28 protein-coding genes and 2 pseudogenes are annotated in these 25,104 nt (G+C 67.6%); 4 read left to right on the top strand and 26 right to left on the bottom strand.

Going from position 1 to position 25,104, the window contains the following annotated elements; all coding sequences use genetic code 11:
• Positions 1-10 precede the first annotated feature (10 nt).
• From E3O28_RS12120 to E3O28_RS12180, 13 genes are all read right to left on the bottom strand, one after another.
• On the bottom strand, positions 11-298 hold the full coding sequence (locus tag E3O28_RS12120; protein WP_104099750.1) for an HU family DNA-binding protein: 288 nt from the start codon (positions 296-298) through the stop codon (positions 11-13).
• 272 nt (positions 299-570) lie between these two features.
• Positions 571-876, bottom strand: a complete 306-nt coding sequence (gene rpsN, locus E3O28_RS12125; RefSeq protein ID WP_104099751.1) for a 30S ribosomal protein S14 — start codon at positions 874-876, stop codon at positions 571-573.
• Between the two features lie 2 nt (positions 877-878).
• Positions 879-1,046 (bottom strand): 50S ribosomal protein L33, encoded by a 168-nt coding sequence (gene rpmG, locus E3O28_RS12130; protein ID WP_104099752.1) that lies wholly within the window; start codon positions 1,044-1,046, stop codon positions 879-881.
• Complete coding sequence (gene rpmB, locus E3O28_RS12135; RefSeq protein ID WP_104099753.1) at positions 1,046-1,282, bottom strand: 50S ribosomal protein L28; 237 nt, start codon at positions 1,280-1,282, stop codon at positions 1,046-1,048. Before rpmB ends, rpmG begins: the two co-directional genes overlap by 1 nt.
• Positions 1,283-1,563: 281 nt before the next feature.
• Positions 1,564-1,959: a transcriptional repressor gene (locus E3O28_RS12140; RefSeq protein ID WP_134375333.1), complete on the bottom strand. Its 396-nt coding sequence runs from the start codon at positions 1,957-1,959 to the stop codon at positions 1,564-1,566.
• Entirely contained in the window at positions 1,956-2,762 is an 807-nt protein-coding gene (locus tag E3O28_RS12145; RefSeq protein WP_134401303.1) for a metal ABC transporter permease, read from the bottom strand. Before E3O28_RS12145 ends, E3O28_RS12140 begins: the two co-directional genes overlap by 4 nt.
• Positions 2,762-3,691 (bottom strand): metal ABC transporter permease, encoded by a 930-nt coding sequence (locus tag E3O28_RS12150; RefSeq protein ID WP_134416174.1) that lies wholly within the window; start codon positions 3,689-3,691, stop codon positions 2,762-2,764. Before E3O28_RS12150 ends, E3O28_RS12145 begins: the two co-directional genes overlap by 1 nt.
• Position 3,692: 1 nt before the next feature.
• The gene (locus tag E3O28_RS12155) at positions 3,693-4,484 is read right to left on the bottom strand and encodes a metal ABC transporter ATP-binding protein (protein WP_104099757.1); all 792 of its coding nucleotides are present in this window, start codon (positions 4,482-4,484) and stop codon (positions 3,693-3,695) included.
• A 7-nt stretch (positions 4,485-4,491) separates the two neighbouring features.
• A complete protein-coding gene (locus E3O28_RS12160; protein ID WP_198411573.1) occupies positions 4,492-5,511 on the bottom strand; it encodes a metal ABC transporter substrate-binding protein in 1,020 nt (339 codons plus the stop codon).
• Positions 5,512-5,585: 74 nt separating this feature from the next.
• Positions 5,586-6,962 (bottom strand): dihydrolipoamide acetyltransferase family protein, encoded by a 1,377-nt coding sequence (locus E3O28_RS12165; RefSeq protein WP_104099758.1) that lies wholly within the window; start codon positions 6,960-6,962, stop codon positions 5,586-5,588.
• Between the two features lie 51 nt (positions 6,963-7,013).
• The gene (locus E3O28_RS12170; RefSeq protein ID WP_233191201.1) at positions 7,014-7,973 is read right to left on the bottom strand and encodes an alpha-ketoacid dehydrogenase subunit beta; all 960 of its coding nucleotides are present in this window, start codon (positions 7,971-7,973) and stop codon (positions 7,014-7,016) included.
• 119 nt (positions 7,974-8,092) lie between these two features.
• On the bottom strand, positions 8,093-9,184 hold the full coding sequence (locus E3O28_RS12175) for a thiamine pyrophosphate-dependent dehydrogenase E1 component subunit alpha (RefSeq protein WP_134416192.1): 1,092 nt from the start codon (positions 9,182-9,184) through the stop codon (positions 8,093-8,095).
• Positions 9,185-9,224: 40 nt separating this feature from the next.
• Positions 9,225-10,328 carry a histidinol-phosphate transaminase gene (locus E3O28_RS12180; protein ID WP_134375327.1) on the bottom strand — a complete coding sequence of 368 codons (1,104 nt, stop codon included), beginning with the start codon at positions 10,326-10,328 and terminating at the stop codon, positions 9,225-9,227.
• Between the two features lie 99 nt (positions 10,329-10,427).
• Here E3O28_RS12180 and E3O28_RS12185 point away from each other — a divergent pair, with 99 nt between their 5' ends.
• The gene (locus E3O28_RS12185) at positions 10,428-10,820 is read left to right on the top strand and encodes a phage holin family protein (RefSeq protein ID WP_104099761.1); all 393 of its coding nucleotides are present in this window, start codon (positions 10,428-10,430) and stop codon (positions 10,818-10,820) included.
• 18 nt (positions 10,821-10,838) lie between these two features.
• On the opposite strand, the gene E3O28_RS12190 is transcribed toward E3O28_RS12185, so the two are convergent.
• Together E3O28_RS12190 and E3O28_RS12195 are read right to left on the bottom strand one after the other, a co-directional pair.
• Positions 10,839-12,341 (bottom strand): hypothetical protein, encoded by a 1,503-nt coding sequence (locus E3O28_RS12190; RefSeq protein ID WP_134416176.1) that lies wholly within the window; start codon positions 12,339-12,341, stop codon positions 10,839-10,841.
• Positions 12,338-12,664 carry a hypothetical protein gene (locus E3O28_RS12195; protein ID WP_134416178.1) on the bottom strand — a complete coding sequence of 109 codons (327 nt, stop codon included), beginning with the start codon at positions 12,662-12,664 and terminating at the stop codon, positions 12,338-12,340. Before E3O28_RS12195 ends, E3O28_RS12190 begins: the two co-directional genes overlap by 4 nt.
• A 181-nt stretch (positions 12,665-12,845) precedes the next feature.
• Between E3O28_RS12195 and E3O28_RS12200 the strand changes: the two genes are divergently transcribed.
• Positions 12,846-13,373, top strand: a complete 528-nt coding sequence (locus E3O28_RS12200) for a low molecular weight protein-tyrosine-phosphatase (RefSeq protein ID WP_104099783.1) — start codon at positions 12,846-12,848, stop codon at positions 13,371-13,373.
• Positions 13,370-14,752 (top strand): adenylosuccinate lyase, encoded by a 1,383-nt coding sequence (gene purB, locus E3O28_RS12205; protein WP_134416180.1) that lies wholly within the window; start codon positions 13,370-13,372, stop codon positions 14,750-14,752. The genes E3O28_RS12200 and purB overlap by 4 nt, the downstream gene beginning before the upstream one ends.
• 112 nt (positions 14,753-14,864) lie before the next feature.
• On the opposite strand, the gene E3O28_RS12210 is transcribed toward purB, so the two are convergent.
• The 11 genes and pseudogenes from E3O28_RS12210 to E3O28_RS12260 all read right to left on the bottom strand — a co-directional run.
• Positions 14,865-15,119 carry a hypothetical protein gene (locus E3O28_RS12210; protein WP_104099765.1) on the bottom strand — a complete coding sequence of 85 codons (255 nt, stop codon included), beginning with the start codon at positions 15,117-15,119 and terminating at the stop codon, positions 14,865-14,867.
• Complete coding sequence (locus tag E3O28_RS12215) at positions 15,116-15,715, bottom strand: DUF308 domain-containing protein (protein WP_104099766.1); 600 nt, start codon at positions 15,713-15,715, stop codon at positions 15,116-15,118. Before E3O28_RS12215 ends, E3O28_RS12210 begins: the two co-directional genes overlap by 4 nt.
• A gap of 87 nt (positions 15,716-15,802) precedes the next feature.
• On the bottom strand, positions 15,803-17,017 hold the full coding sequence (locus tag E3O28_RS12220; RefSeq protein ID WP_241973119.1) for a Dyp-type peroxidase: 1,215 nt from the start codon (positions 17,015-17,017) through the stop codon (positions 15,803-15,805).
• A gap of 44 nt (positions 17,018-17,061) precedes the next feature.
• Positions 17,062-17,607 (bottom strand): copper chaperone PCu(A)C, encoded by a 546-nt coding sequence (locus E3O28_RS12225; protein ID WP_104099767.1) that lies wholly within the window; start codon positions 17,605-17,607, stop codon positions 17,062-17,064.
• An 88-nt stretch (positions 17,608-17,695) separates the two neighbouring features.
• Entirely contained in the window at positions 17,696-18,289 is a 594-nt protein-coding gene (locus tag E3O28_RS12230) for a copper resistance protein CopC (RefSeq protein ID WP_134342719.1), read from the bottom strand.
• A gap of 215 nt (positions 18,290-18,504) precedes the next feature.
• Entirely contained in the window at positions 18,505-19,116 is a 612-nt protein-coding gene (locus E3O28_RS12235; RefSeq protein WP_134416182.1) for a hypothetical protein, read from the bottom strand.
• 103 nt (positions 19,117-19,219) lie between these two features.
• Positions 19,220-20,593 carry an NAD(P)(+) transhydrogenase (Re/Si-specific) subunit beta gene (locus tag E3O28_RS12240; protein ID WP_134416184.1) on the bottom strand — a complete coding sequence of 458 codons (1,374 nt, stop codon included), beginning with the start codon at positions 20,591-20,593 and terminating at the stop codon, positions 19,220-19,222.
• Positions 20,590-20,913 (bottom strand): NAD(P) transhydrogenase subunit alpha, encoded by a 324-nt coding sequence (locus E3O28_RS12245; protein ID WP_104099771.1) that lies wholly within the window; start codon positions 20,911-20,913, stop codon positions 20,590-20,592. Before E3O28_RS12245 ends, E3O28_RS12240 begins: the two co-directional genes overlap by 4 nt.
• Entirely contained in the window at positions 20,913-22,070 is a 1,158-nt protein-coding gene (locus E3O28_RS12250) for an NAD(P) transhydrogenase subunit alpha (RefSeq protein WP_104099785.1), read from the bottom strand. Before E3O28_RS12250 ends, E3O28_RS12245 begins: the two co-directional genes overlap by 1 nt.
• A 1,583-nt stretch (positions 22,071-23,653) precedes the next feature.
• A pseudogene (locus tag E3O28_RS12255) lies at positions 23,654-24,031 on the bottom strand (transposase); the annotation flags it as partial.
• A gap of 55 nt (positions 24,032-24,086) precedes the next feature.
• Positions 24,087-24,305 (bottom strand): annotated as a pseudogene (locus E3O28_RS12260) (recombinase family protein); the annotation flags it as partial.
• Between the two features lie 418 nt (positions 24,306-24,723).
• Here E3O28_RS12260 and E3O28_RS16390 point away from each other — a divergent pair.
• Positions 24,724-24,984: a hypothetical protein gene (locus E3O28_RS16390; RefSeq protein WP_166784814.1), complete on the top strand. Its 261-nt coding sequence runs from the start codon at positions 24,724-24,726 to the stop codon at positions 24,982-24,984.
• The last annotated feature ends 120 nt before the right edge of the window (positions 24,985-25,104 follow it).

Below are 25,104 nucleotides of genomic sequence, written 5' to 3' on the forward strand. Positions count from 1 at the left end.
GGTTCGCGACCTACTTGGCGGCAGCCTTGAGCTTGCTACCAGCGGTCAGCTTGACGCGGTGGCCCGCGGCGATGGCGATCTCTTCGCCGGTCTGCGGGTTGCGGCCGGTGCGCGCTGCGGTAGCGGTGCGCTCGACTCCGAGCCAGCCCGGGATCGTGACCTTGCCGTCGTTCGCGACGGTGTCGGCGAGAGTTGCAAAGAAAGCGTTCAGAACGCTGTCAACTGCAGCCTGGCTCTGGCCAGAGTCTGCGGCAACCTTGGCAACGAGCTCGGTCTTGTTCAGCGACTTGTCAGCCATTGAGTGTCCTCCTCGGACCTTTGTCTGTAAAAACAGGGATTCACGTATTGCGGGCGACGCTCCGAGGAGCGACTCCGTTTGGCCGGTTGGACCGGGTTGAATCTAGCAGACAACCGCGGAATTCCGCGGATTTGCGGCGTTTCCAGCCGGTTTGGCTGCCGTAACGGCTTCATTTTCGCTGTGGGCGAAAAAAGAGGATGCCGACCGGAGTCGACATCCTCTCGCTTCAGAACCGAGGTTCCGAATGACCGGCTAAGCGGCTTGGTGCGTTGTTACCAGCTGGACTTGGTGATGCCGGGCAGTTCGCCGCGGTGAGCCATGTCGCGGAAACGCACGCGCGAGATTCCGAACTTGCTGAGGTGTCCACGGGGACGACCGTCGACCGCGTCGCGGTTGCGCAGGCGAACCGGCGACGCGTTGCGGGGAAGCTTCTGCAGGCCGAGGCGAGCAGCTTCACGGGACTCATCGGTGCCGGCCGGGTTGACGAGGGCCTTCTTGAGCTCAAGGCGCTTCGCGGCGTAGCGCTCGACGATAACCTTGCGCTGGTTGTTCTTGGCAATCATGCTCTTCTTCGCCATTTTTAGCGCTCCTCACGGAAGTCAACGTGCTTGCGCACTACGGGGTCGTACTTCTTGAGCACGAGACGGTCGGGGTCGTTGCGACGGTTCTTCTTGGTCACGTAGGTGTAACCGGTGCCGGCCGTCGAACGGAGCTTGATGATCGGGCGGACGTCATGCTGCTTGGCCATTAGATTTTCTCCCCACGAGCGAGAAGGTCCTTGACGACCGATTCAATGCCACGAGCGTCGATCACCTTGATGCCCTTGACGGACAAGGTCAGCGTGACGTTGCGGCGAAGCGACGGTACGTAGTACTTCTTGGTCTGAACGTTCGGGTCGAAGCGACGCTTGGTGCGTCGGTGCGAGTGCGAAATGTTGTGTCCGAAGCCGGGAACGGCTCCGGTCACCTGGCAAGTAGCTGCCATGGTTCTCCTCCAATACCGAAGGGCGAATGCCCTTCCCAAGATCTCTTGTCGGCTGGCATGACTAGACTTCCGCGAAGCGGAAGCGGGCGAACCAGCAGTGCACGCACAGATATGCGCAGCAGCATGCAACATTACGCGGTGCTCTCCCCCAGCGCAAACTGAACCAATTCGACGGAGATTTTGCCGATTCAGGCCCTAAAACCGGCAAAACCGGGTTGTGGGGGCAGAATCTCCGTCGAATTCGTTCGGGGCGAGGACGAGTCCGGCGCGCGGCGGTGGGCCTAGTCCACGGATGCGGCGGAGCAGGCCGCGCAGAGACCGAACACGTCGACCACGTGGGCGGCCTGGCTGAAGCCGTGCTCGGCGGCCACGTTCTTGGCCCAGTTTTCCACGGCGTCCGCTTCGATCTCGACGGTGAGTCCGCAGTTGCGGCAGATCAGGTGGTGGTGGTGGTCGGTCGTGCTGCAGGCGCGGTAGAGCGCCTCACCGTCGGGCGACTGCAGCGAGTCGGCCTCGCCCTCGCCGGCCAGGTCGGCCAGGGCCCGGTACACCGTGGCCAGGCCGATGGGCGAACCGGTGGCGTGCAGGCTGGCGTGCAGACCCTGGGCGCTGACGAATCCCTCGGCGTCGCTGAGTGCGGTGCGCACGGCCTCGCGCTGCCAGGTGTTTCGCTTCATGCTTTCAACCGTAACCGCGCCCGGACCAGCCGGCGACCGCCCAGGGCCACCAGGAAGAAGACGGCCGCGGTGAGGGCGATCGCCGGCCCGGCGGCCACGTCGATCGCCCGGGACAGGAGCACTCCGACCAGGCCGGCGGCCGCGCCCAGCACCGGAGCGAGAACCAGGATCTGGGTGGCGGTGCGCGTGACCAGGCGCGCGGCGGCGGCCGGGGCCGCGATCAGCGCGATCGCGAGGATCGCCCCGACGGCCGGCATTGCGGTGACCACGGTGGCGGTGGTCAGGGCGAGGGTGAGCAGCTCGATCGGCCATTCCCGGAATCCGGCGGCGCGGAATCCGCTCGGGTCGAAGGTAGAGAACAGGATCTCCTTGCCCAGCAGCACCATCACGGCCACGGCCACCCCGAGCACGCCGACGGCCAGCCAGACGTCACCGGTCGTGACGGTGAGGATCGACCCGACCAAATAGGAGTCGACCTGCACCGGCAGCGACGGGTTGAGGGCCTGCAGAAGCACGCCGAGCGCGAAGCCCGCGGTGAGCAGGATGCCGGACGCCACCTGGGTGCCCTGCCGCTTCACCCGGCCGATCAGGGTCATGATGCCGACGATGAGGATGCTCGCCAGGGCCGCCCCGAGTGGGATGCTCACGCCGACGATCGTGGCGGTCACGGCGCCCGGGAAGGTGGCGTGGGTGAGGGCCTGGGCGAAGAAAGTGCGGCGGCGCAATATGACGAGGGATCCGACCAGCCCGCTGAGGGCGCCGATCACGGCGGCCGCGAGGAGTGCCTTCTCGAAGTAGCCCATCACGTCACCAGCTGTTCGTGCGGCGGCGGGGTGCGCGGCGGCGGGGTGCGCTGCAACCGCGGACGGGGCGAACCCAGCCGCCGAAGACCGTCGATGGACAGGCGCAACAGCAGCACCACGGCGTAGCCGGCGACCAGCACCAGCACCACGGTCGCGCCGCTGGGCAGGTCGAGACCGGCCTGCACGGATGCCTGGAAACCGAGCACGAGCCCAAGCCAGGCACCGAGGGCCGCGAAACAGGCCGCGATCGGGAACAGCAGCCAGAGCCGGTCAGTGATGAGCCGGGCCACGGCGCCGGGCACGATCAACACGGCCAGGACGAGGAGGTTGCCGACGGCGCTGGAGGCCGCGACGACCACGAGGGCGATGGCCACGTTGAGCACGAGGTCGAGCGCGAGCGTGCGGTAGCCGGCCGCGGCGAAGCCGACCCGGTCGAAGGCGCGGAACACCTCCTCCTTGAGCGTGAGCCCGATCAGGACCAGCGCCACGAGGCAGATGGCGACGGTCTGCACGACCTCATTCGGGCTGACCGTGAGGAGGCGGCCGAAGAGAAGCTGCTCCAGCTGGCCGACGTAGTTCGTCTCGCGGGAGACCAGGATGATGCCCACGCTGAACATGGCGGTGAAGACGATGGCGACCGCGGCATCCGAGGACACGGACTGGCGCACGATCAGGGTGAGGATGACCGCCGCGAACAGGGCGGCGACCATCGCGCCGGCGAACAGCCCCTCGCGCCCACCCCAGACGAAGCCGATCGCGATGCCGGGGAAGACCGCGTGGGTGAGACCGTCGCTGATGAACTCGAGGCCCCGCAGGTTGACCAGCACCCCGACGACGCCGGCTACCAGGCTGAGCGCACCCAGCACGAAGAGGGCCCGGGTCATGAACGGCAGGGCAAAGGCGTCGATCAGCGGGCTGAGGAAGTCCATCTCAGTGACCGGTGTGCCCGGGCACAACCACGGTGTGCTCGTCGATCTCCACGCCGACCTCTCGGAACGTGCGCTGCACGTTCTCCAGGATCAGCACCGACTCGCGCGGCCCGAACGCCACCTGGGCGCCATTGAGCAGCAACACCTGTTCGCAGACCTCGCGGGCGAGCTGGAGGTCGTGGGTGGAGACGACCACGGCCACCCCCTCCTCCTTCAAACGCTTGACGGTGCCCACGAGCGCGTCCCGATTCTGCTGGTCGAGGCCGTTGAACGGCTCGTCGAGCAGCAGCAGGCGGGGCCCCGCGGCCACGGCCCGTGCGAGCAGTCCGCGCTGCTGCTGGCCGCCGGAGAGTTCCCCGAAGCGGGTTTTCGCGCGATGCGCGAGGCCCACCGCGTCGAGTGCACGGGCCACGGCCTGACGGTCGCGCTTACCGGGCAGGCGCAGCCAGCCTAGCGAGCGGTAGCGCCCCATCATGACGACCTGCTCGAGCGTGACCGGGAACTGCTGGTCGATCTCGTCGGCCTGCGGCACGTAACCGATGGATCCGGCCGGGGCCGCTGCCGCTCCCAGCACCTCGACGGTACCGCTCACGCGCTGGATCAGGCCGAGGATGCCCTTGAGCAGCGTGGACTTGCCGGACCCGTTGGGCCCGATCAGCGCCACGGCCTCGCCGGCGTGCACCTCGAAGTCGATGTCGGCCAGGGCAGGGCTCTGGCCGTAGGAAAAGGACGCGCCCGCCACCTTGAGCGCGACAGGCGCGCTCGGCCGTACTTGAGAAGGGTTCTCGATCACTGACTAACTATCGCAGGTCTGCGGGCACCGCGGTGGGCTCGGCTCCCCAGGATTCGAGGATCAGGCCGACGTTGTGCAGCTGCGAACTGATGTAGGTGGCGCCGTCACTGTGCCGCGCACCGAGGGAGTCGCTGTAGAGCGCGTCCTCCCCCGAGTACACGCTGACGCCGGCCTCGCCGGCGATGGTGTCGGCGGCCTTCGGGCTGATCGAGGCCTCGGAGAAGACCGCCTTGACCCCGGTGGCCGTGATGGCGTCGACGAGTTCGTCGATCGCGGCGGCGCTGGGCTCGGCGTTGTCGTCGAAGCTCGGGATGATGGAGCCGACGTAGGTGATGCCGTAAGCCTCGGTGAAGTAGCCGAATGCGTCGTGGTTGCTCACGAGCAGGCGCTGCTCGGCGGGCACGGCGTCGATGTTGGTACGGATCCAGTCGTCGAGCTCGGCCAGCCGGCCGGTGTAGGCGGTCGCGTTGGCCTCGACGTCCGGGGCCAGGTCCGGCTGGGCATCACTGAGGCCCGTGGCGATGGTGACGGCCATGGTCTCGGCATTGGACACGTCGGTCCAGATGTGCGGGTTGCCGCCCTGGTGGGAGTGCTCGGCGTCATCCGTCGCGGCCTTGTCGTCGGCGTGGTCCTCTTCGCCGGCTGAGATGTCCTGGATCTCGATGCCCTCGTCGGAGTCGATCGTCACGCCGTCGAAACCGCTGGCGCTGATTGCGTCGTCGAGCCACTCCTCGAGGCCAACCCCATTGATCACGAGCACATCGGCCTCACCGAGGGCTGTCAAGTCGGCCACGGACGGGTCATAGCTGTGCGCGCTCTGGTTGGGCTGGATGAGCTGGGTCACTACTACGCCCGCGGTGTCGCCGACGACGTTGCGGGTGAGGTCCGCCACCTGGGTGGTCGTCGCGACCACCTTGAGGTCGCCGGCGCCGGCGCCATCCGCCGAACCGCCGGTCGGAGTGCAGCCGACCATGGTCAGCGCGGCAACGGCGGCCAGGGCGGTGAGGACGAGTCGATTGTTGGTCACAGGGCCGATGTTACGTCTAATGATAATGATTGTCAACACCAATAAGGGCCGCCGCCGGGATCTCCTCCGGGACCTTACTCGAGCAGCAGCGCGGGCTCCTCGATGATGCTCGCGACATCCGCCAGGAAGCGGCTCGCGACATCCCCATCGACCACGCGATGGTCGAAGCTCGCGCCGATGGTCGTCACCTGACGCACCCGCACCTCGCCGTCGACGACCCACGGTTTGGGCTTGATCGTTCCGAGGGCCACGATGCCGGCCTCGCCGGAGTTGAGGATGGGCGTGCCGGTATCCATGCCGAAGACACCGATATTGGTGATCGTGATCGTGCCGTTCGACATCTCCGCCGGCGAGGTCTTGCCGTCCCGCGCGGTGAGCGTGAGCTTCTCAAGGGCGCGGGCCAGTTCAAGCAGGCTCATGTCCTGCGCTTCCTTCACATTGGGCACGATGAGCCCACGGGGGGTGGCCGCGGCGATGCCCAGGTTCACGTAGTGCTTGATCACGATTTCCTCGTCGGTGAAAACCGAGTTGACCGTGGGGTTGCGCCGCACGGCCCAGATCATGGCTTTGGCCATGATCAGCATCGGGGACACGCGCACGCCCGCGAAGTCGGTGGACGCCTTGAGCCGCTTGACGAACTCCATGGTGCGGGTGGCGTCCACGTCGACGAAGAGGCTCACGTGCGGTGCGGTGAAGGCGCTGGAGGCCATGGCCTGGGCGATGGCCTTGCGCACGCCTTTGACCGGGACGCGCTCCTCACGGTCGCTGGGCCATTCCGGCGTCTGGATGTTGCGGAACACGCTGGCCTGGGTGGCCTCCCGCAGCACGTCCTCGCGGGTGACGTCGCCGACCGGGCCGGTCGCCTCGACCAGGGACAAGTCCACACCGAGGTCCTTGGCCAGCTTGCGGATCGGCGGCTTGGCGACGACGGGGCCCGCGGATGCCGCGCGCGGCAGCTGCGGGAGCTGCGAAGTGGCCGGGCGCGTGGGGTGCACGGGCGGCGGCGCGATCGACTCGTGGGCGACGGGGGTGACCCCGTGACGCTTGCGCCGGGTGGGCATGGTCGCCGCGGCGCCGCGCCCGACCAGGACCGCGCCCGGCGTCTCGGCCGGCTCGTCCGTGATGGTGGAGCCGGCATCCGCTGCCGCGCTGGCCAGCTCGCCCGCGCCGTTCGCGATCGCACTGCTCGACGCAGACGCGACGGCGACGGTCTCGGCCACGATGGTGATGATGACCGTTCCGACGTCGACGGTCGTGCCGGGTTTCACCAGGATCTCCCCGACCACGCCGACGTACGGCGACGGCAGCTCGACGAGCGACTTCGCGGTCTCGATCTCGACCAGCACCTGGTTGATCGACACGGTGTCGCCGGGCGCCACCTTCCACTCCACGATTTCGGCCTCGGTGAGACCCTCGCCGACGTCGGGCAGTGTGAATTTCGACACGCTCATCGAGTACGCTCCTTGCGATTGGTGAGGCGAGAAGCCCTGGTGCGACTCATATCAGTAGGAGAGGGCGCGGTCGACGGCCTCGAGCACGCGGTCCGGGCTGGGCAGGAAGTGCGTCTCGACGGCGGCCGGCGGGAACGGGGTGTCGAAACCGGAGACGCGCAGCACGGGAGCCTCGAGCAGGTAGAAGGCCTTCTCCATGACGGTCGCGGCGATCTCCGATCCGACGCTGACGAAGCCGTGGGCCTCCTGGGCGACGACCAGATGCCCGGTCTTCTCGACCGACGCGAGGATGGGACCGTAGTCGATCGGCGAGATTGAACGCAGGTCGATGACCTCGACGCTGGTTCCCTCCGCCGCCGCGAGATCCGCCGCCTGCAGCAGGACGCTGACCATGGCGCCGTGGCCGACGACCGTCGCATCCGTGCCGCTGCGTACCACGCGGCTGGCGTGCAGGGGCGTGCCGCTCTCGGCAAGGTTCACCTCACCCTTGGGCCAGTAGCGGCTCTTGGGCTCGAAGAAGATGACCGGGTCGTCGGAGGCGATGGCCTCCTGCAACATCCAGTAGGCGTCGTGCGGGTTCGACGGGCTGACCACGCGCAGGCCCGGCGTGTGCGCGAAGTACGTCTCCGGGCTCTCCTGGTGGTGCTCGATCGACCCGATGTGGCCGCCGTAGGGGATGCGGATCACGACGGGCATGGAGACCTCACCCTCGTGCCGGTTGCGCATCCGCGCCAGCTGGCTGGTGATCTGGTCAAAGCCGGGGAAGACGAACCCGTCGAACTGGATCTCGCAGACCGGGCGGTAGCCGCGCAGGGCCAGGCCGATGGCCGTACCGATGATGCCGGACTCGGCCAGCGGGGTGTCGAGCACGCGCTTGTCGCCGAATTCGGCGATCAGACCCTCGGTGACGCGGAAGACCCCGCCCAGCGGGCCGATGTCCTCGCCCATCATCAGCACCCGGGGGTTGTCGCGCATGGCCTGGCGCAGGCCCGCGTTGAGGGCCTTCGTCATGGGCAGGTTCGCCGTTCCGGTGCCGGGAATGGCCCGCTTGGCGGCAGCCGGGTGTCCCGGGGTCGGCATCGCGGTGGTCGGTGTGGCGAGGCCGGTGGTGCTCGTCACGATCGTGTCGCTCACGCGTCGCCTCCTTCGAAGGATGCCTCGTAGTGGTCGAGCCAGGCCTTCTGTTCCTGGATCAGCGGGTGGGGTTCGGCGTAGACGTTGTCGAAGATGACAGCCTTCTCCGGGGAGTGGATGTCGAGGGCCCGGCGGCGCACATCCGCGGCGTAGTCGTCGGCCTCCACGTCGACGGCGTCGAGGAACTCCTGCTCGACGCCCAGGCCCTGCAGGTAGCTGCGGAAGCGCACGATCGGGTCGCGGGCCACCCAGTAGGCCAGCTGCTCCGGGTCGCGGTACTTGGTGGGGTCGTCGGCCGTGGTGTGGGCACCGACTCGGTAGGTCAGGGCCTCGATCAGGGCGGGGCCGTGGCCGGCGCGGGCGTCGTCGAGGTGCTTGGCCGTCACCGCGAAACTGGCGAGCACGTCGTTGCCGTCGATCTGGGTGCCGGGCATGCCGAAGCCGGCGGCACGCAGGTAGAGCGGAGTGCGGGACTGCCGGGTCACGGGCACTGAGATGGCCCAGTGGTTGTTCTGCAGGAAGAAGACCTGCGGGGTCTGGTAGCTGGCGGCGAAGACGAGCGCCTCGTTGGCGTCGCCCTGCGACGAAGCTCCATCGCCGTAGTACACGATGACGGCCTGGTCGGTCTCGGGATTGCCGGTCGCGGTCGCGCCGTCGAGCTGCATGCCCATCGCGTAGCCCGTGGCGTGCAGGGTCTGCGAGGCCAGCACCAGGGTGTACAGGTGGAAGTTGCCGTGGTCCTCGGGGGTCCAGCCGCCGAGGGTGACACCGCGCAGCATCCGCAGGATATCGACGGGGTCGAGTCCGCGGATCATGCCGACGACGTGCTCGCGATAGGACGGGAACACGTGGTCCTGCGGCCGGGTTGCGTAGGCGGAGCCGACCTGGGCGGCCTCCTGGCCGTGGCTGGGCACCCAGAGGGCCAGCTGGCCCTGCCGCTGCAGGTTCGCGGCCTCGGTGTCGAACCGGCGCACCACCACCATGTCGCGGTAGAACCGCCGATGGTCGGCCTCAGTCAGTCGATCGAGGTAGGGCAGGAACTCGGCCGCGGAATCGCTCGGGGCGAAGACACCCTCCGGGGAGAGCATTCGCACCGTGGGAGAGGCACTCGGGGTCGCTGACACCGTACTAACCTAGCCCTCGGGCAGGGTGCCCCGTTGGTAGATCGTCAACAATGTCGGCGCAAATACCCAGGAGCTTCTCCACGGATTCTTCCTCACCGATCGAAATTCGGATGCCCTCGGGGAACGGGCGCACGATCAGGCCGACGGCCGACAGGACATCGGCGATGTCGGCGGTGTCCTCGGCGGTGGGCAGCCAGATGAAGTTTCCCTGAGGCACCGGAATGTTCCAGCCCTGCTCGCTCAGCAGGCGCCAGACCCGGTCGCGCCGCTCGGTCAGGGCACGCACCCGCCGCAGCAGCTGGTCGGCGGCGTCGAGAGAGGCGATCGCGGCCGCGCCGGCAACACCTGTGACCGAGAGCGGGATCGCGGTGGACCTCGCCGCATCGAGCACGGCGACGGGACCGAGGGCGTAGCCGACGCGCAGGCCGGCCAGGCCGTAGGCCTTGGAGAAGGTGCGCAGCACGACCAGGTTCGGGAACCGGGACAGCAGTGGCAGACCGGTGACCGCTTCGGGGTCGGTGACGAACTCGCAGTAGGCCTCATCGAGGATGACGAGGAGGTCCGGCGGGACGACGGCCATGAACGATTCGAACTCGTCGCCCGTGACGGCGGTCCCGGTCGGATTGTTCGGGCTGCAGATGATGACGACGCGGGTATGGTCCGTGATGCGGGTGGCCATCTCGGGCAGGTCGTGGCCATGGTCGGCCCGGTTCGGAACCTGCACGCTCGTGGCACCGGCGACGGTGACCAGACCGGGGTAGGCCTCGAAGGAGCGCCACGAGTAGAGCACCTCGTCACCCGGTCCCGCGGCGGCGAGGATGAGCTGGGCTAGGAGGGCCACGGAGCCGGCACCGATGTGCACCTCGTCGACGCTCAGGCCGAACTGCGTGGCCAGCCGTTCGCGCAGGGCCAGCGCCGAGGCATCCGGGTACCGGTTGTACGCGGTCTCGGCGTTCACGGCGGCGATGACGCCGGGCAGCGGATCGAAGGGGTTCTCGTTGCTCGAGAGTTTGAACGCACTGGCTGCGGCAGCTTGACCCTGCCGATAGGCCGGGAGGGCGACAATCTCGGGGCGCAGGCGGACCGAGGGCGGGTCTGATGGGCTCACTCGGCGATTCTACGCCGCGGCATATTCACGTGGCCGCATGGTTAGGCCCCGGGCTGTCCCATCCGTGCGACCAGTCACCGGCGATGCCATAGTGGAGTCATGGCCAGATTCCTGATCAAGCTGATCCTCAACTCCGTCGCCCTGTGGCTCACGACCCTGCTCGTCAGCGGGGTGCGGGTCGATCCGTTCGCCGAGGGCACGACCGCCCTGATCGCCACCTATCTGTTGGTCGCGCTGGTCTTCGGCCTCGTCAACAGTGTGATCGGGGGCTTCGTGCGGGTTGTCGCGTTCCCGGTCTACATCCTCACGCTCGGCCTGATTTCCTTGATCGTGAATGGTTTCCTGCTGATGATCGTGGCCTGGTTCTCGGGCCTGGTCGGCTTCGGGCTCGTGGTGGACGATTTCTGGTGGGGTGTGCTCGGCGCACTCGTGCTGGGCATCATCAGCTGGATTCTCGGCGTGCTGATCCGACCGGTCACCCCCCGCTCGTAGCGATCTCCAGTCGTCGGGTCAGCCGTCGGCCAGGCGGAAGCCCCGCCACCGGGAGGACTCGCCAGCTTCCGTGCCGAGGATCTTCCCGAGGGTCTCCCGGAACTCCTGTAATCGTGGTTCCTCGGAGCCGTCCATGAGCCGCCCGGTCTCCCGGTAGGCGGTGAGGGCGTGAGCCGGCAGCGGCCGGTCGACCGGCACCTCCGTCTCAGCGAACACCTCGCGGCGCACCACCAGGCGCTCATCGTCGCCGGTGGCCGTTCCCCCCAGGGCAGGGATAAGGTCGTCGGTGTGCTCGACCATGACGGCCTCCACGTCTGCGGGCAGGGCCACTTGGGCGGTGAGTCCCCCAAAGGTCGCCACCGCGACGGTGTTGAAGTCCCCGGACGCCGCGAGCTGCGCCGCGACCAACCCGCCCTGCGAGTGACCCACCGGAACCACCGGGTCGCCCGGCGCCACCCCGGCCTCCCGCAGGGCATCGACGACCGCCCGATAGGAGCCGGAGCCCTGGTCGGCGAGGGCGACGAGGTTGGAGGTGAGGTCCCACGGTTGTTCACCGGCGACCGGACTCCACGCCGCGGTGCCGCCGATGTAGACCACCCAGGATGCGTCGTCCGGACCGCCATAACGCTCGATGCGCACCTGCGGGGCGTCCTCCGACACCGAGGGGATGCGGGCAGCCAGGTCCTCGAAGCCGGCCGGCGGAGCGACGGGTCGGCCGGGGAGAGCGGCGCCGGGCCGCGCGGCACCCGCAGGCGGCGGGCCGAGGGGGCGGGTCCCACCGTCGAGCCGCTCCACCGACACGGGAGTCTCGCGCAGCAGGCCGAGGGGGCGGGCGAGCCCGACCAAGCCCGCCGCGGTCGTCGTGACACCGAGCAGGCCGAGGCCCTCGTCGCCGAGGGCCAGTGACACCGGGAACGGCACCCCGGCACGACCGGTGGCCGCGTCGTCGGCCGAGGAGACGATCACCCGCACCGCCTCGACCAGGACCGGGTTGGTCAGGGCCCGCGGATGCGCGTGGACCCAGGCGCCGATCTCGGCGGGCGCGTCTCCCGGGCGCCGGCTGGTGAGCAGACCGCCGAGCACCAACCCCACCACGCCGACCGTGAGGCCGGGCACGGCCGCCAGGGCCAGAAGAGGTGCCAGCAGCCCGAGGGTGGAGCCCAGCCAGGCCCCGGAGAGGCTTGCTCCCCAGTCCCGCAGGCGCTCGGCCCTGCCGTAGCCCTCCGCCGCCGCGATGAGAGCGTCGGCGAGGGTCTGGCTGCGCTCCGCGACTCGCTCCAGGGCGGAGCGGGCCGCGAACACGTTCATCCCGGCGTTGGGCAGGCTCATCACCGGACCGAGGGGCTGGTCGGAATCCAGTGCCTGGATGCGCGCCACCCGCACCAGCCAGTCCTCGGCGTCACCCTGAAGCAGCCGCAGCCGCGCCGCCTCGGCCAGCAGCGTGTCGGTGGCGACGAGCGTGCTCCCGCCGCCGGACACGATCAGGGTGTCGCCGGGGCCGCCAGGCTGCTCCCCCGTCATCGCACCGCCCGGGCTGGAGCCGGGCCGGGTGCCAGGATCGGGACCGGCGCCCGGGCCTCGGCCAGAGCAGCCCCGCCCTGATCGATCGCGGCCACCACCTCGGTGAGGGCGGCGTCGAGGAGCCCGGCGGCTCGGCGGAGTTCGCCGGCGAGGTCGCTGCGCTGACGGTCGTAGTTCCGCTGGGCCTCTGAGCGCCACGAGCCGGTCAGGTCGCCGGCCGTGAGCCGGCCCGCCGCCATGTCGACGTCGTCGCGCAGCAGGCGCAGCAGCATCCGTCGCTGCCGAAGTTCGTCGAGGCGCGCCTCCAGCGCGTAATGAGTCACGATCGTGCAAGTCGAGCTGGTGCCGCCCGGAATCTCCATCTCCGCCCTTCTGCGCGCTGCGGATTCGCTGCCAGTGAGCGTGCCACCCCCCGGCAGACGTGGTCGCTATGAATCCGAGAGTTCACGGAACATGCCGCACGACGGCGGCTGGGGAGGGGGCCGGGTGCAACACAATGGGGAGATGGACATTGTGTCGATCACACCCGATGAGTCGACACCGTTCCGCATTATTTTCGTCTGCACCGGGAACATCTGCCGTTCGCCGATGGCCGAAGTCATGCTTCGCGATCTGATCACGCGCTCCGGCCTGGGTCGTTTGATCACCACCAGCTCCGCCGGCACCGGCGACTGGCATGTCGGCGAGCAGGCGGATCAGCGCACGATCGCCGCCCTGGCCACCCGCGGCTACGACGGCAGGCATCATCGGGCCCGCCAGTTCGACCCCGAGTGGTTTGCCGACCTCGACCTCGTCGTGGTGCTCGACCGCGCGCAGGAACGCATCCTGCGCAATTGGGCCACGACCGAGCGTGACCGCAGCAAGGTGCGCCTGCTGCTCAGTTTCGATGCGGCCCAGGCTGCCCTGCTGGACGTTCCCGACCCCTACTATTCCGACGATGCTTTCTTTGACACGGTTCTTGGCATGATTGAAAGCGCAAATGAAGCGCTCTTCGCGCAACTTGCACCCGCAATCCGACAGGGAGTCCGATGAGTCCGTTACCGCCCCAGGTCCTCAGCCCACTCGATGGCCGCTACCGCGCCGCCGTCACCGAACTGGGCGAGTACCTATCCGAGGCAGGCCTTAATCGGGCCCGGGTGCAGGTCGAGGTGGAGTGGCTGATCACCCTCACCGACCACAGCCTCTTCGGCTCCGTACCGCTGAACGCGGAGCAAAAGCTCGGCCTGCGCGCTCTGGTCACCGACTTCGGCCAGACCGAGATCGACGAGTTGGCCGTGCTGGAAGCCACCACCCGGCACGACGTGAAAGCCGTCGAGTACCTCGTGCGCCGCCGCCTGAGCACGCTGGGCCTCGACCACATCAGCGAGCTCACCCACTTCGCCGCCACCAGCGAGGACATAAACAACCTGTCCTACGCGCTGACCGTGAGCGACGCTGTGCGCGAGGTCTGGCTGCCCAAATTCCGCGCCGTCATCGGCGCCCTGCGCCTGCGCGCCCTCGAATACCGCGCCGACTCCATGCTGGCCCGCACACACGGCCAGCCGGCGACACCCACCACGGTCGGCAAGGAGCTCGCGGTCTTCGTCTACCGGCTCGAGCGCCTGGCCCAGCAGGTCGAGGACAGCGAGTACCTGGGCAAATTCAGCGGTGCCACCGGCACCTTCGCCGCCCACGTCGCGGCCGATCCCGCCGTCGACTGGCCGGCCGTGTCGCGCGGCTTCGTCGAGGGCCTCGGGCTCACCTGGAACCCGCTGACCACCCAGATCGAGCCCCACGACTGGCAGGCCGAGCTCTACTCGCGCGTCTCCCATGCGAACCGGGTGCTGCACAACCTGGCGACGGATGTCTGGACCTACATCTCGCTCGGCTACTTCCGCCAGATCCCGCAGGTCGGGGCCACCGGCTCATCGACCATGCCGCACAAGATCAACCCCATCCGCTTCGAGAACGCGGAGGCCAACCTCGAGCTGTCCAGCGCGATCCTCGACTCGCTCGCGGCGACACTGGTGACCTCGCGGCTGCAGCGCGACCTGACCGACTCCACCACGCAGCGCAACATCGGCGTGGGCTTCGGACACTCCCTGCTCGCCCTCGACAACATCCTGCGCGGCCTCGGCGAAATCGACATCGACCGCGCCATGCTCGCCCGCGACCTCGACGCCAACTGGGAGATCCTCGGCGAGGCGATCCAGACCGTGATCCGCGCCGAGGTGTCGGCGGGGCGCTCTACGATCGAGGACCCCTACGCCCTGCTCAAGGAACTCACCCGGGGCAAGCGGATCAACCGGCACGATCTGGTGGCCTTCGTCACCGAACTGGAGATCGGCGACGCCGCCAAGGCGCGGCTGCTCGATCTGACCCCGGGCAGCTACGTGGGTCTCGCGGACCCGCTTCTCGACTACCTGACCTAGCGGCTGCGCGGGTGCTGCGCCATTCCGCTGGTGGCGTGCCACGTGCGCAGCGGCGCACCCCACGCGCGGCGTCAGAATGCTCGTGGCGTCGGAGTACGCACGGCGCCTCCGTTCAGAGGCCGCGGTCCTGCTCGTCGAGGTCGGACCTCTCGGCCGGGTTCGGCTTCATGCCGAGCACGAGCATCGCGATCACGACGAGCACGAGGATGAACGTGCCGCCGAAGCCGATCAACGCCAGCACCACGTCCCGGGTGCTCATCAGCACGACCAGGCCGAGGAACACGGCCATCACGGCCGAGAAGCCGACGAGTTCGATCGGCTTGAGCTTCTCGGAACGGCTGGGCGTGCGCGGGGTGTTCTGGGTCACAGGGTGTCCGAATCGTTGGGTGAGGCCGTGAGGGCGCGGGCGGCATCCGTGCCGGACCACTTGAGGGAGAACCCGGCGATGGCGAGGTAAACGCCGAGCATCACGAGGTAGGCGCCGAACAGGCCGACCGACACCACTGCGTTGGGCGGCAGCAGCAGGAAGATCACGGCCAGCAGGGCGGTGACGGCGCCGACCAGCAGCCAGTCACGGTCGGCCGGGTCGCGCCGACGCGCACGGATGCCGCTGTACAGCTCGAGAAAACCGGTCACCGCCGCCCAGACCGAGACCAGGAGGAGGAAGAAACCGAGCCCGCCCGCGTGGAAGAGCAGCGCGAGGAGGCCGGCGGCGACACCAACGGCGCCCTGCACCACAAAGAGGGACCGCTCCCGCGGATCGGCCAGCGTGCGCCGGCTGAGCAGACCCACCGTGAGGCCGCTGAGAAGCGCGAAGACGCCGAACACGAGAAGGCCGAATTCCGCCGAATGATCGGCGTTGAAGGTAATCGCGGCCGCCGGCACAAGGGTGAGGGCGGCCCGCAGCACCGGCACCGGCCAGTACCGGCCGGTGGTGGAGTGTGGAGCCTGGGCGTTCGCCACGCGACGACCTCTTTCATTGCGGGTTGAGACGGATACAGTCTACGCGGGCGGTCCTGGCCGCCCGCTGGGCCCCGGTGCGCAGATCGGTCAGAACAGGGTGTCGCCGATGTAGCCGTCCGTTGCGCATCCCGGCGGAATCGCGAACACCGCGGAACCGATCGGGGTGGTCCACTGGTTGAGCAGGTCGAGGGTGTCGAGGCGCTGCTGGATGGGCACGAACTGCGCGTCGACATCCGCCTGGAAAGACGCGAACAGCAGTCCGGAGTTGGAGACGCCGGAACCCTGAGGCGCGTCGTCATAGTTGTAGCCGCGGCGGTGGATGCGCTGGGACCGGTCCTCCGACCGGGCGCGACGCAGGTGGGAGTACTCGGGGATGACCGGGAACCCGTGCGCGTTCGTCGCCGTGAAGTCGGGCTCGTCGCGCTCCTTCGTGCCCGTGAGCGGCGCCCCGACGGCGAGAGTGCGTCCGACCGCGGACTCGCGGCCCGAGCGGTCGAGCCCGTCCCACCTGTCGAGGTTCATGCTGATCCGGCGCAGGACGAGGCTGGTTCCACCCACCAGCCAGCCGGGACCGGAGGCCGTGCCCCAGACCAGGGCATTGAAGTCGGCCGTTCCGGCGGCCGGGTTCGCGGTGCCATCCACCTGGCCGAACAGGTTGCGCATGGTGGTGCCGGGCTTCTCCGAACCGGCTGCTCGGCGGAAGCCGGACTGAACCCACCGCACCGACGCGAAGGAGCGCAGGTCCTTCAGAAGCATCCGGGTAGCATGGGCGACCGTCATCGGGTCGTCGGCGGCGATCTGCAGCAGCAGGTCACCGTCGTTCCACTCCGGCTGGAGCCGGTCGATCGTGAACGCGGGCAGGGGCCTCAGCCAGCCGGGAGCCTCTCCCCCGGCGACGGCGACGAGGCCAGGCCCGAAGCCGAAGGTGACCGTCAGCCGGGCCGGCACGACGGCCAGCTCGGGTTCCGAGTCGGCCAGGGCGCCCTCGCCCTGGGTGAGCCGGGCGGCATCGTCGGTCAGGATGCGCATCATCCGCCGCAGCGCGGCCCGGTCGATCTGCGCGGGCAGGTTGAGCGCCACGAACGTGACCCGGGCCTGCGGGTCGGTGTCCACCCCGGCCTGGTGCACCCCGAAGAAGGGAACGGCGTCGGTGCCGCGAAAGAGCGGTACCGATGGAGCCGCAGAGCCGCCGATCCCGGCCTTGGCCACGAGGTCGATGCCCATGGCTCCGGCCGCACCGATCCCGGCGGCGGCACCATCCAGAAGAAGGTGGCGCCGGCTGAGCCGGCGGCCCGACTTCACGGACGATTCGGGCGGTCCACTCCGTTCATTCTCTGTGAGGGAACTCACTGGCTGTCGGTATCCATGTCCATTTCGGTGTCGCCCTCGTATGTTTCGTTGGCCCCGGTGTAGTCCTTCACCGGGGCCGAGAAGTCCAGGCTCGACCCGTCGGCGAGGTCGAGGGTGAAAGCGGCCGCATCGCCGGCGGCGAGCGGGCCGGTGAGCCCCATCAGCATGATGTGGCGGCCGCCAGGGATGAGTTCGATGGAGCCGCCGGCCGGCACCACGAAGCCATCCGGATTCTCCTGCATGACCATGTCGCCGGCGTCGTTGGCCACGGTTTCGTGAAGTTCGATCATCGAGGCTGCGGATGTCTCGGCTGAGACGACCGTGATGTCGTCGGGTCCGGAGTTCTCGAGCAGGCCGAAGGCGCCGGTCATGCCGGACTCGCTCGCCTTGACCCAGGCATCCGTCATGGCCAGGGTGTCGGCCGAGGTGGCGCTGTCGGTCGTCGCCGCGGGTGCCTCGGTCGCGCCGGCGCAGCCCGAGAGGGCCAGCATCAGAGCGGCGGCGGCAACGACGAATCGGGTGGGAACGGTGTTGAGCTTCATGAGGGGTTCTCCTGGTGTGGTGCGTTGGGTGCTCGGGAAACGATGCGGCGTGTCAGGTGCTTCAGGTGCTTCAGGTGCTTCAGGTTTTTCACGGGTTGCCAGGGCGCCTGGCTCGCCAGGCAATGAACAGGGCGACGGCGGCCAGTCCACCGAGGGCACCGAGGAGACCCACCGCGACCACCGCGAGTCCCGTTCCGTCGGCGGTCTCTTCCGAGGCGGCGGATGTCGCGTCGCCGGACGGGTCCGGCGCCGCGGTTGCACCCGCAGTCGACTGTGATCGAGGCTGGGCCGCGGCGCCCACGGTGAAGGCGAAGGCGCCAGAGACCGGGTGACCGTCGGCGGACACGACCCGCCAGCGCACGTCGTAGGCACCGTCGGGCAGGTCGGCCGCCACCGGCTGGGTGGCCTGCGGCCCGTCGAGCCGCATGTCGCCCTCTGCCCAGTTCTTCTCCTCGGTATCGACAACCATGACGATGGCGCCGACCTCGAGGATGTCCTGCGTGAACGTGATGGCGATCTCGGCGGGAGCGAGGTCGACGTTCACACCGTCGGCCGGCACGGTCAACGCCACCTGGTCGTGGGCGTCGGCCGCCGGAGCCACCGGGCTGAATATGGACAGAGCGATCACGGCCAGGGTCAGGAAAACGGCGGCTGCCGGGCGTCGCGGTTGGGCAGAAATCATTGAAATCTCCGATTCGTGGAGGGAAGAGATGGGGCGGTGCGACGGCAGATTCACCGGGCACAGACGTGCCGGTGGCCGGGTGCGCAGACGCCGGCGACCTCACCGAGGTCGAACGGAATCACTCGGGCCAGGTGTCAGCGGGTCAGCGGGTCAGCGGGTCGCGCGCAGGGTGCAGCGCATCGGGATCCGAGCGCACGAGTGAGAAGGTCAGAGCCTCACGGTGCCAGGGTGCGCGGGGGCGGACCGCGGCGGAGCGCACTGGAGAGCAGTACGCCGAGATCGGCAGGAACGAAGACCCGGCGGAAAGCAGGGTGCAGCGTCGCCGCATTCGTTCCGATCTGCGCCGGAGCGAGGCGTTCGATCAGGACCGCGATGAGACGGATCGTCGTCTCCTCGAGCAGCGCCCAGAACGTCTTCTCGCCGCGGTACAGGGCGGCGATGGTGACGAGGGCGGCCAAGGCGTGTGCCACCCACATCCAGCCACCAGGCAGGGCGCCGACCGCGTGCATCAGGTGGGGGGTCGCGTCCGCCAGGGTGACGGCTCCGTGATGGGAGGTGCTCGTCATCGTCGTGCTCGAGGCCCCGCCGAGGCCGAACAGAACGTGCAGCAGAAGCTGGCTGACCCCGACGGAGAGGGAGAGACGCAATAGCGACAAGCTTGTGCCGGCCAACAGTACGGACGCTATCCCCGCGAAGGCGAGGGCCAGACCCACGCTGAGCCAGCCGGGAGCGTTGCCGCCGCCGGCGATGTGCGAGAGGGCGGCGACGAAGACGGCGACGGATGCGGTCAGCCATCCGCGACCGAATCGCGCCCACCTGCTCGTCATGGCCCTCCCTCGCACCGGAACCGTCCCGATCGGGATCAGGGTCGGATCCCTGACGCAACCCTACCGCCCTGACCTGTGCGCCGGGGCCGGGCGGGCACCGAACTCAGAGCGCGTTGACCGCGCCGAGCACCTTCGTCAGAGAGTCCTTGGCGTCGCCGAACAGCAGCGTCGTCTTCGGGTCGTAGAGCAGCTCGTTCTCGATGCCGGCGAAACCGGGACGCGTCGACCGTTTGAGGAACACCACCTGCCGGGCATCACCGACGTCGAGGATCGGCATGCCGTAGATCGGCGAGCCGGGCGACGTCTTCGCGGCCGGGTTGACCACGTCGTTGGCGCCGACGACGAGGGCGACATCCGTGTTCTTGAACTCGGGGTTGACCTCGGCCATCTCCTTGAGCGCCTCATAGGGCACATTCGCCTCGGCGAGAAGCACGTTCATGTGCCCGGGCATGCGCCCGGCCACCGGGTGGATGGCGAAGACGACCTCGATGCCGCGCGCCTCGAGGGTGGTGGCGAGTTCGGCGATGGTGTGCTGGCCCTGCGCCACGGCGAGGCCATAGCCGGGCACGATGACCACGCGCTGGGCGTAGTTGAGCAGCACCGCGACGTCTTCCGCATTGGAGCTGCGCACGGGCCGGTCGCTCTGGGCGGTCGACCCGGCGGTGGAACCGCCCTTGAACGCCCCGAACAGGATTCCGTTCACGCCGCGACCCATGGCGGATGCCATCGCCCGGGTCAGGATCGTGCCGCTGGCGCCCACGAGGGTGCCGGCCACCACAAGGAGCAGGTTGCCGAGAACGATGCCGGAGGCCGCGACGGCCAGTCCGGTGAAGGCGTTGAGCAGGGAAATCACGATCGGCACGTCGGCCCCACCGACGGGGAGCACGAGCAGTGCCCCGACGAGCAGTCCCAGCACGAGCAGACCGATAGCCCAACCGGCCGCACCGGTGGCGACGACAAAGCCTCCGGCCACAAGGGCGGCCAGCACGATGCCGCCCATCACGATCGCGAGGCCCGGGAAGATGAGAGGCCTGGAGCTGATCAGACCCTGCAGCTTGCCGACGGTGACCGCGGAGCCGGAGAACGAGACGGCGCCGATGAGCATCGTGAAGACCACGGCCACCTTGCTCCACGGGCTGTCAGTGCTGCCGAGCTCCAGCATGGCGACCAGTGCCGCGGCACCGCCGCCGACGCCGTTGAACAGCGCGACGAGCTGGGGCATCTGCGTCATCTCCACGCGCCGCGAGATGGGGGCGGCGATCGCCGACCCCACCGCGATGGCGATGAGGATGGCCGGGATGTTCTCGATCCGGGCGGAGAGGAAGACGGTGATCACGGCCAGCAGCGCGCCGGCGGCCCCGATCAGGTTGCCGCGGCGGGCGGTCTTCGGCGAGGAGAGCCCGCGCAGGGCCAAGATGAAACAGACCGCGGCGATCAGGTAGAGCAGGCTGGTCCACTCGGGGCTGAGCAGGCTCATTTCGTCGCGTCCTTCGGATCGGTCTTCGGGCCGGCGCCGGCCGGTTTGCGGGGGGCGAACATTTTGAGCATCCGGTCGGTCACGACGAAGCCACCGACGAGGTTCGCGGTGGCCATCACCACGGCGAGCAGGGCGACCGCGAGCAGCCACGGCTCCAGGGTCTGCCCGGCGACGATGATGGCTCCGATCAGGATGATGCCGTGGATGGCGTTCGCCCCGCTCATCAGTGGGGTGTGCAGGGTGCTCGAGACCTTCGAGACGACCTCGAAGCCGACGAAGACCGCCAGCACGACGACGGTCAGCAGGGTGATTGGATCCATCAGTGTTCTCCTGTCGCGGCGGCGGCCACGGCGGCGGCCGTGGGTTCGTGCCGGATGGTGCCGTCATGCGTCAGGCAGGCCCCGGCGACGACCTCGTCCGTGAAGTCGGGCGTCACCGTGCCGTCGACGGTCATCAAAGCGAGCAGGTTGGCCACGTTCTTGGCGAAAAGCCGCGAGGCGTCCGCCGGCATCGTGGAGGGGGCGTCCTTCATGCCCACGAGCGTGACGGAGCCGTCACCGACCTGGGTGGGCACCAGGGTGTCCACACCGGCGAGAACACCCTCGACGTTCCCGCCGGTCTCGGCGGCCAGGTCGATCACGACCGAGCCTGGACGCATCGCGGCCACCATCTCGTGCGTGACGAGAAGCGGGGCCGCGCGACCGGGGATGGCCGCCGTGGTGATCATGACGTCGGCTGCGGCCACGTAGGGTGCAAGCAGTTCGCGCTGGCGCACGGCACGGTCTACGCTCAGCTCCCGGGCGTAGCCACCCGTACCCTCGACGGCGTCCAGGTCGAGGTCGACGAAGGTGCCACCCATGGAGGTGACCTCATCGGCCGAGGCCGGGCGCACGTCGTAGGCCGAGACCCGGGCACCAAGGCGCTTGGCCGTGGCGATTGCCTGCAGTCCGGCCACGCCGGCCCCGAGCACGAGCACTCGAGCCGGCGGAATCGTACCGGCCGCGGTCATGTAGAGCGGGAAGAAGCGGGGGAATCGGATGGCCGCCTCGAGCACCACGCGATAGCCGGAGACCAGCGATTGGCTAGTGAGCGCGTCCATCGACTGGGCGCGCGAGATGCGCGGAACCAGTTCGAGGGCAAAGGCCGTCGCGCCGGCCGCGGCCAGGGCGGCGACCGTGGCCAGCTCGGAGGCCGGCGACGCCAGGCCGACCGTAATCGTGCCGGGGCGGAGAGCAGCCGCGAACTCCGGGGCGAGGGGGCGCACGTGGCAGTAGACATCGAGGTCGCCCGGGGTGAGGTGCGGCACAACGGCGGCACCGGCATCCGTGTAGGCGGCGTCGCCGTGACCGGAAGGGGCGCCCGCACCAGACTCAACCAGGACCTCGAGTCCAAGGGTTGTGAGCTGGGTCACTGTCTCGGGGGTCGCCGCGACGCGGCGCTCACCCTGCAGGCGTTCTCGTCCGATGCCGACTCTCACGCGCGTCTCCTTCGTGGCGAACGGCCACGAGCGAGAACGGACCGATCCGAACGCTTGCACGGCACTTTCGTCCCCGTTCGTAGCGTAGTGGGATTCGCGTGCCGCCCGGAGAATATGACCGCGTTGCGGCGGGTGTGTAGGTTCCTGACTCAGTTGTCATTGGCTACTGCCGAAATCACGGCGAATTCTGTGCACCTGTCACCGCGCCAATCCCCGTCTTCCTGTCACTATCCTCGACCGTGTCTCAACCTTGTCCTGCAGGTGGTCAAGGGGTGAGATCACCCGGCAATACCCTTATGGCATGTGAGCAGTTGAGGAAATTCCGAGCATCGTGGCTTCAATCACAGCCGCCGTCGCGATAGGCGTCTCAGTCGGTGGCGCCTTCATGCCGAACGTCGGTCTAGGTCGAATTGAACGACTCACGTCTGCGATTGAGAAGCTCTCTGGTCCAGACCAAGCGCCCTCAGCGAAGTGAGATCGCAGCTGATCAGAAACTATGTCAAAGCATCTTCTTCATGGACATTAACTGCTGACCGGATTCAAGTTGGCGTGCTAACGGCCGGTGGAACTCTGATGTTCGTTTCGCTGGGCGCGAGCTTCATCGCGGCTGCGTCAACTTCACCGGGATCGGAGGACCGGTCGAGCGCCTGGTGGATCCCTGGCTATGTCATTGGCCTGGGCACGGTGGTTGTCAACTCAATCATCTTGTTGTGTCGGAGAGCTCGCGCCAAGAAGGATCCGGAAGGACACACAACTCGATCCATCGTGACCGTTCCACAGCCGCCAGTCGGCACACCGACTAATGCAACATCCACTGCAGCAGAAACTTGTAAGAAGCTAGACCCGCTGCATCGTTAGCGCTTGGACGCTCCATGCCTGCTACGAAATGCGTCGTCTCTCGATGCCAGAATCGAGAGTGGGGCGTGTCACGACCAACTTTTCGGCGGAAGGCGAGTCCACCCGTGAGTCCGAAGCACGAAGTTGAACTGGTATGAGCCTCGCGCCGCCTCTTGGACGCGTTTGGATGCCTTCCCGACGGAGTCTACGGAGGACAGCACTCGGGCTCATCCCGAGGATCGCTGCAATTTCCCGGGCGGACTCACCCTGGTCGACGTAGTGCCGCACGGGAAACTCCCGTGAAATGTCTTTCGGGCGACGACCACATGGAGGTGGCTGGATTCCATGTTCCTTAAATTGCCGAGAAAGCGTGGTTCTTCCGAATCCGGCGTCCTGTGCAATCCGGGCAAGAGTGTTCCCGGCGGCGGTCTCTGCGACGAAAGCACTCACCGTGAAAACTTCCCTCGCTGCGAGGTTGCGGTGCCAATTCGAAGGGCGTTATTTCGGATCTTTGAAGCCGACGGCCGGTGGTTCGAGTTATCAAGCCCAATATCGTTCATTTAAGCGGTTGAGTGGCGATTTCTGGCTCGTGGAGGGGTTGTGGCCAGTGCGCGTGGTGGAAGCGTTTGGCGGGCCATTTTGAGACCTTGCGTTTGATGACGCGAGGGTTTGAACGCCGTCGTCGCGCGGGGTTCAGCCGTCGGATCAGGGCGCGTACCGCATGGCGCCAGACCGCTTTGGCGTAGTCAGGGCGCGGAGGGGAAAAAAGCGCCCTGAGTCACGGAACGGCGGGCGATGCGGAGTGCGGCGATGAGGGAGACCCGGTCAGGGTCGCGGTGAGCATGCTGGGCGGCCTCGACCATGAGGGTGCGGATCGCGTAGTGGCAACAGAGGTGCCCCCAGATTTCCTGCTTGACCAGGTCGGGGAATTTGGACCGCATCACCATGCGCGGACCGCGTTGGTGAGACTTCAGCTCGTCGAACACGGACTCGATCTCCCACCGTTCGGAGTACACGGTCGCGAGTTCTTCCGCTGAGGCCTTCGCCGGATCAAGGATCGTGGTCAGCAGCCGGTAGGCGTCAGGGTTGTCGCGTCCGTCATGAATCGTGTAGTCCACGACCCGCACGGTCAATGGTGGAGTCGATTGCCGCCCCGGGCCCGAGGTCGGGATGATCGTGGTCTCGGCCGAGCCGGTCCAGCTTCCGAACCAGGAGCGTGTCACCATGACGCAGCGCCTTCAGTCGGGCCGCCAGGTGTGGCCGTCCGTCCTTCTTGCCGGATACCCGGTCCTCGTAGAGATCCCCTGCAGGGACGCCGGCAGCCAGGAGTGCGTCTCGTTGTAGATCAGTGCTCTGCGAACCATCAGCTTTTGACACGCGCATGCATCCGACGTGCATGCTCGACCCCTGTCATCTAAACGTTCGATTACGTGACATCACGTCCGTATCGCCCAGAAACCCGAAATTCGTCACATAATCCGTCACATATTTCGACGTGTTGCAAAGGATCAGCGCGCAAGCCAAATTGACGAGAATTACTAATGTCCTGCAGATGCTGAAACCGAGGCCTGTGAGTCTCAATGGTCAAGGGCGTTGTTTCGGAAGTTATTTGTGACCGATTTCTGAGTCATCAACCGGCTTGACACACCCCATTTGGGTCACATAGATTTTCTGCGTTGCTCTAGGCCCTGTCAGCGGATTCACTCACCACATCCAGGGAGTGCCTTGTCTACACTCGTCATTCGAGCGTCCGGGACCGCACCATGGCCACCGCCGAGACGGAGCCGCGTCCCCCCGTGACGGTGCCGGCGACCATTTGCTTCTCGAACAAGTAGCCGCCGGTGACGCACTCGCCTTCGGCTCCTTGTATGACGCCTCCGTCACCGAAACCTATGCAATCTGCATGTACAAGTTTGCAATGCCGTCGTCGGCCGACACAGCCATGGTCAAAATATGGATCTTCCTATGGAGCCACGCCGCCGCACTCAACGAACTGGCGGGTATAACAAAATTCATCGTGCTGTGTCCACTGCCTGGGCCGTCACCTCGCAGCGCCGCAGAAGCCTCCGTCAGCTGATTACCCGTGAGATCCGCTAGGTGTTGTTCCCATACAGGTTGTGAGCGTGGCGTGAGCTAAAAAGGTGAGGACCTCCGGTATCGATTGGGTTACCACACTCAACACGATGCAACGGAGGCC

This window comes from Cryobacterium sp. TMT2-14, from assembly GCF_004402465.1.
In the GTDB taxonomy this organism is placed as follows: domain Bacteria; phylum Actinomycetota; class Actinomycetes; order Actinomycetales; family Microbacteriaceae; genus Cryobacterium; species Cryobacterium sandaracinum.

Excerpts from the sequence above, each read along its gene's own strand:
- E3O28_RS12235 (WP_134416182.1), bottom strand. The coding sequence starts at position 19,116 with ATGACGAGCAGGTGGGCGCGATTCGGTCGCGGATGGCTGACCGCATCC.
- rpmG (WP_104099752.1), bottom strand. The coding sequence starts at position 1,046 with ATGGCCAAGCAGCATGACGTCCGCCCGATCATCAAGCTCCGTTCGACG.
- E3O28_RS12190 (WP_134416176.1), bottom strand. The coding sequence starts at position 12,341 with ATGACGGGGGAGCAGCCTGGCGGCCCCGGCGACACCCTGATCGTGTCC.
- E3O28_RS12140 (WP_134375333.1), bottom strand. The coding sequence starts at position 1,959 with ATGAAGCGAAACACCTGGCAGCGCGAGGCCGTGCGCACCGCACTCAGC.
- E3O28_RS12200 (WP_104099783.1), top strand. The coding sequence starts at position 12,846 with ATGGACATTGTGTCGATCACACCCGATGAGTCGACACCGTTCCGCATT.
- E3O28_RS12185 (WP_104099761.1), top strand. The coding sequence starts at position 10,428 with ATGGCCAGATTCCTGATCAAGCTGATCCTCAACTCCGTCGCCCTGTGG.
- E3O28_RS12240 (WP_134416184.1), bottom strand. The coding sequence starts at position 20,593 with ATGAGCCTGCTCAGCCCCGAGTGGACCAGCCTGCTCTACCTGATCGCC.
- E3O28_RS12245 (WP_104099771.1), bottom strand. The coding sequence starts at position 20,913 with ATGGATCCAATCACCCTGCTGACCGTCGTCGTGCTGGCGGTCTTCGTC.
- E3O28_RS12145 (WP_134401303.1), bottom strand. The coding sequence starts at position 2,762 with ATGGGCTACTTCGAGAAGGCACTCCTCGCGGCCGCCGTGATCGGCGCC.
- rpmB (WP_104099753.1), bottom strand. The coding sequence starts at position 1,282 with ATGGCAGCTACTTGCCAGGTGACCGGAGCCGTTCCCGGCTTCGGACAC.
- E3O28_RS12230 (WP_134342719.1), bottom strand. The coding sequence starts at position 18,289 with ATGATTTCTGCCCAACCGCGACGCCCGGCAGCCGCCGTTTTCCTGACC.
- E3O28_RS12150 (WP_134416174.1), bottom strand. The coding sequence starts at position 3,691 with ATGGACTTCCTCAGCCCGCTGATCGACGCCTTTGCCCTGCCGTTCATG.
- E3O28_RS12170 (WP_233191201.1), bottom strand. The coding sequence starts at position 7,973 with ATGACGAAGGCCCTCAACGCGGGCCTGCGCCAGGCCATGCGCGACAAC.
- purB (WP_134416180.1), top strand. The coding sequence starts at position 13,370 with ATGAGTCCGTTACCGCCCCAGGTCCTCAGCCCACTCGATGGCCGCTAC.
- E3O28_RS12120 (WP_104099750.1), bottom strand. The coding sequence starts at position 298 with ATGGCTGACAAGTCGCTGAACAAGACCGAGCTCGTTGCCAAGGTTGCC.
- rpsN (WP_104099751.1), bottom strand. The coding sequence starts at position 876 with ATGGCGAAGAAGAGCATGATTGCCAAGAACAACCAGCGCAAGGTTATC.
- E3O28_RS12175 (WP_134416192.1), bottom strand. The coding sequence starts at position 9,184 with ATGCTCTCCCCGGAGGGTGTCTTCGCCCCGAGCGATTCCGCGGCCGAG.
- E3O28_RS12165 (WP_104099758.1), bottom strand. The coding sequence starts at position 6,962 with ATGAGCGTGTCGAAATTCACACTGCCCGACGTCGGCGAGGGTCTCACC.
- E3O28_RS12225 (WP_104099767.1), bottom strand. The coding sequence starts at position 17,607 with ATGAAGCTCAACACCGTTCCCACCCGATTCGTCGTTGCCGCCGCCGCT.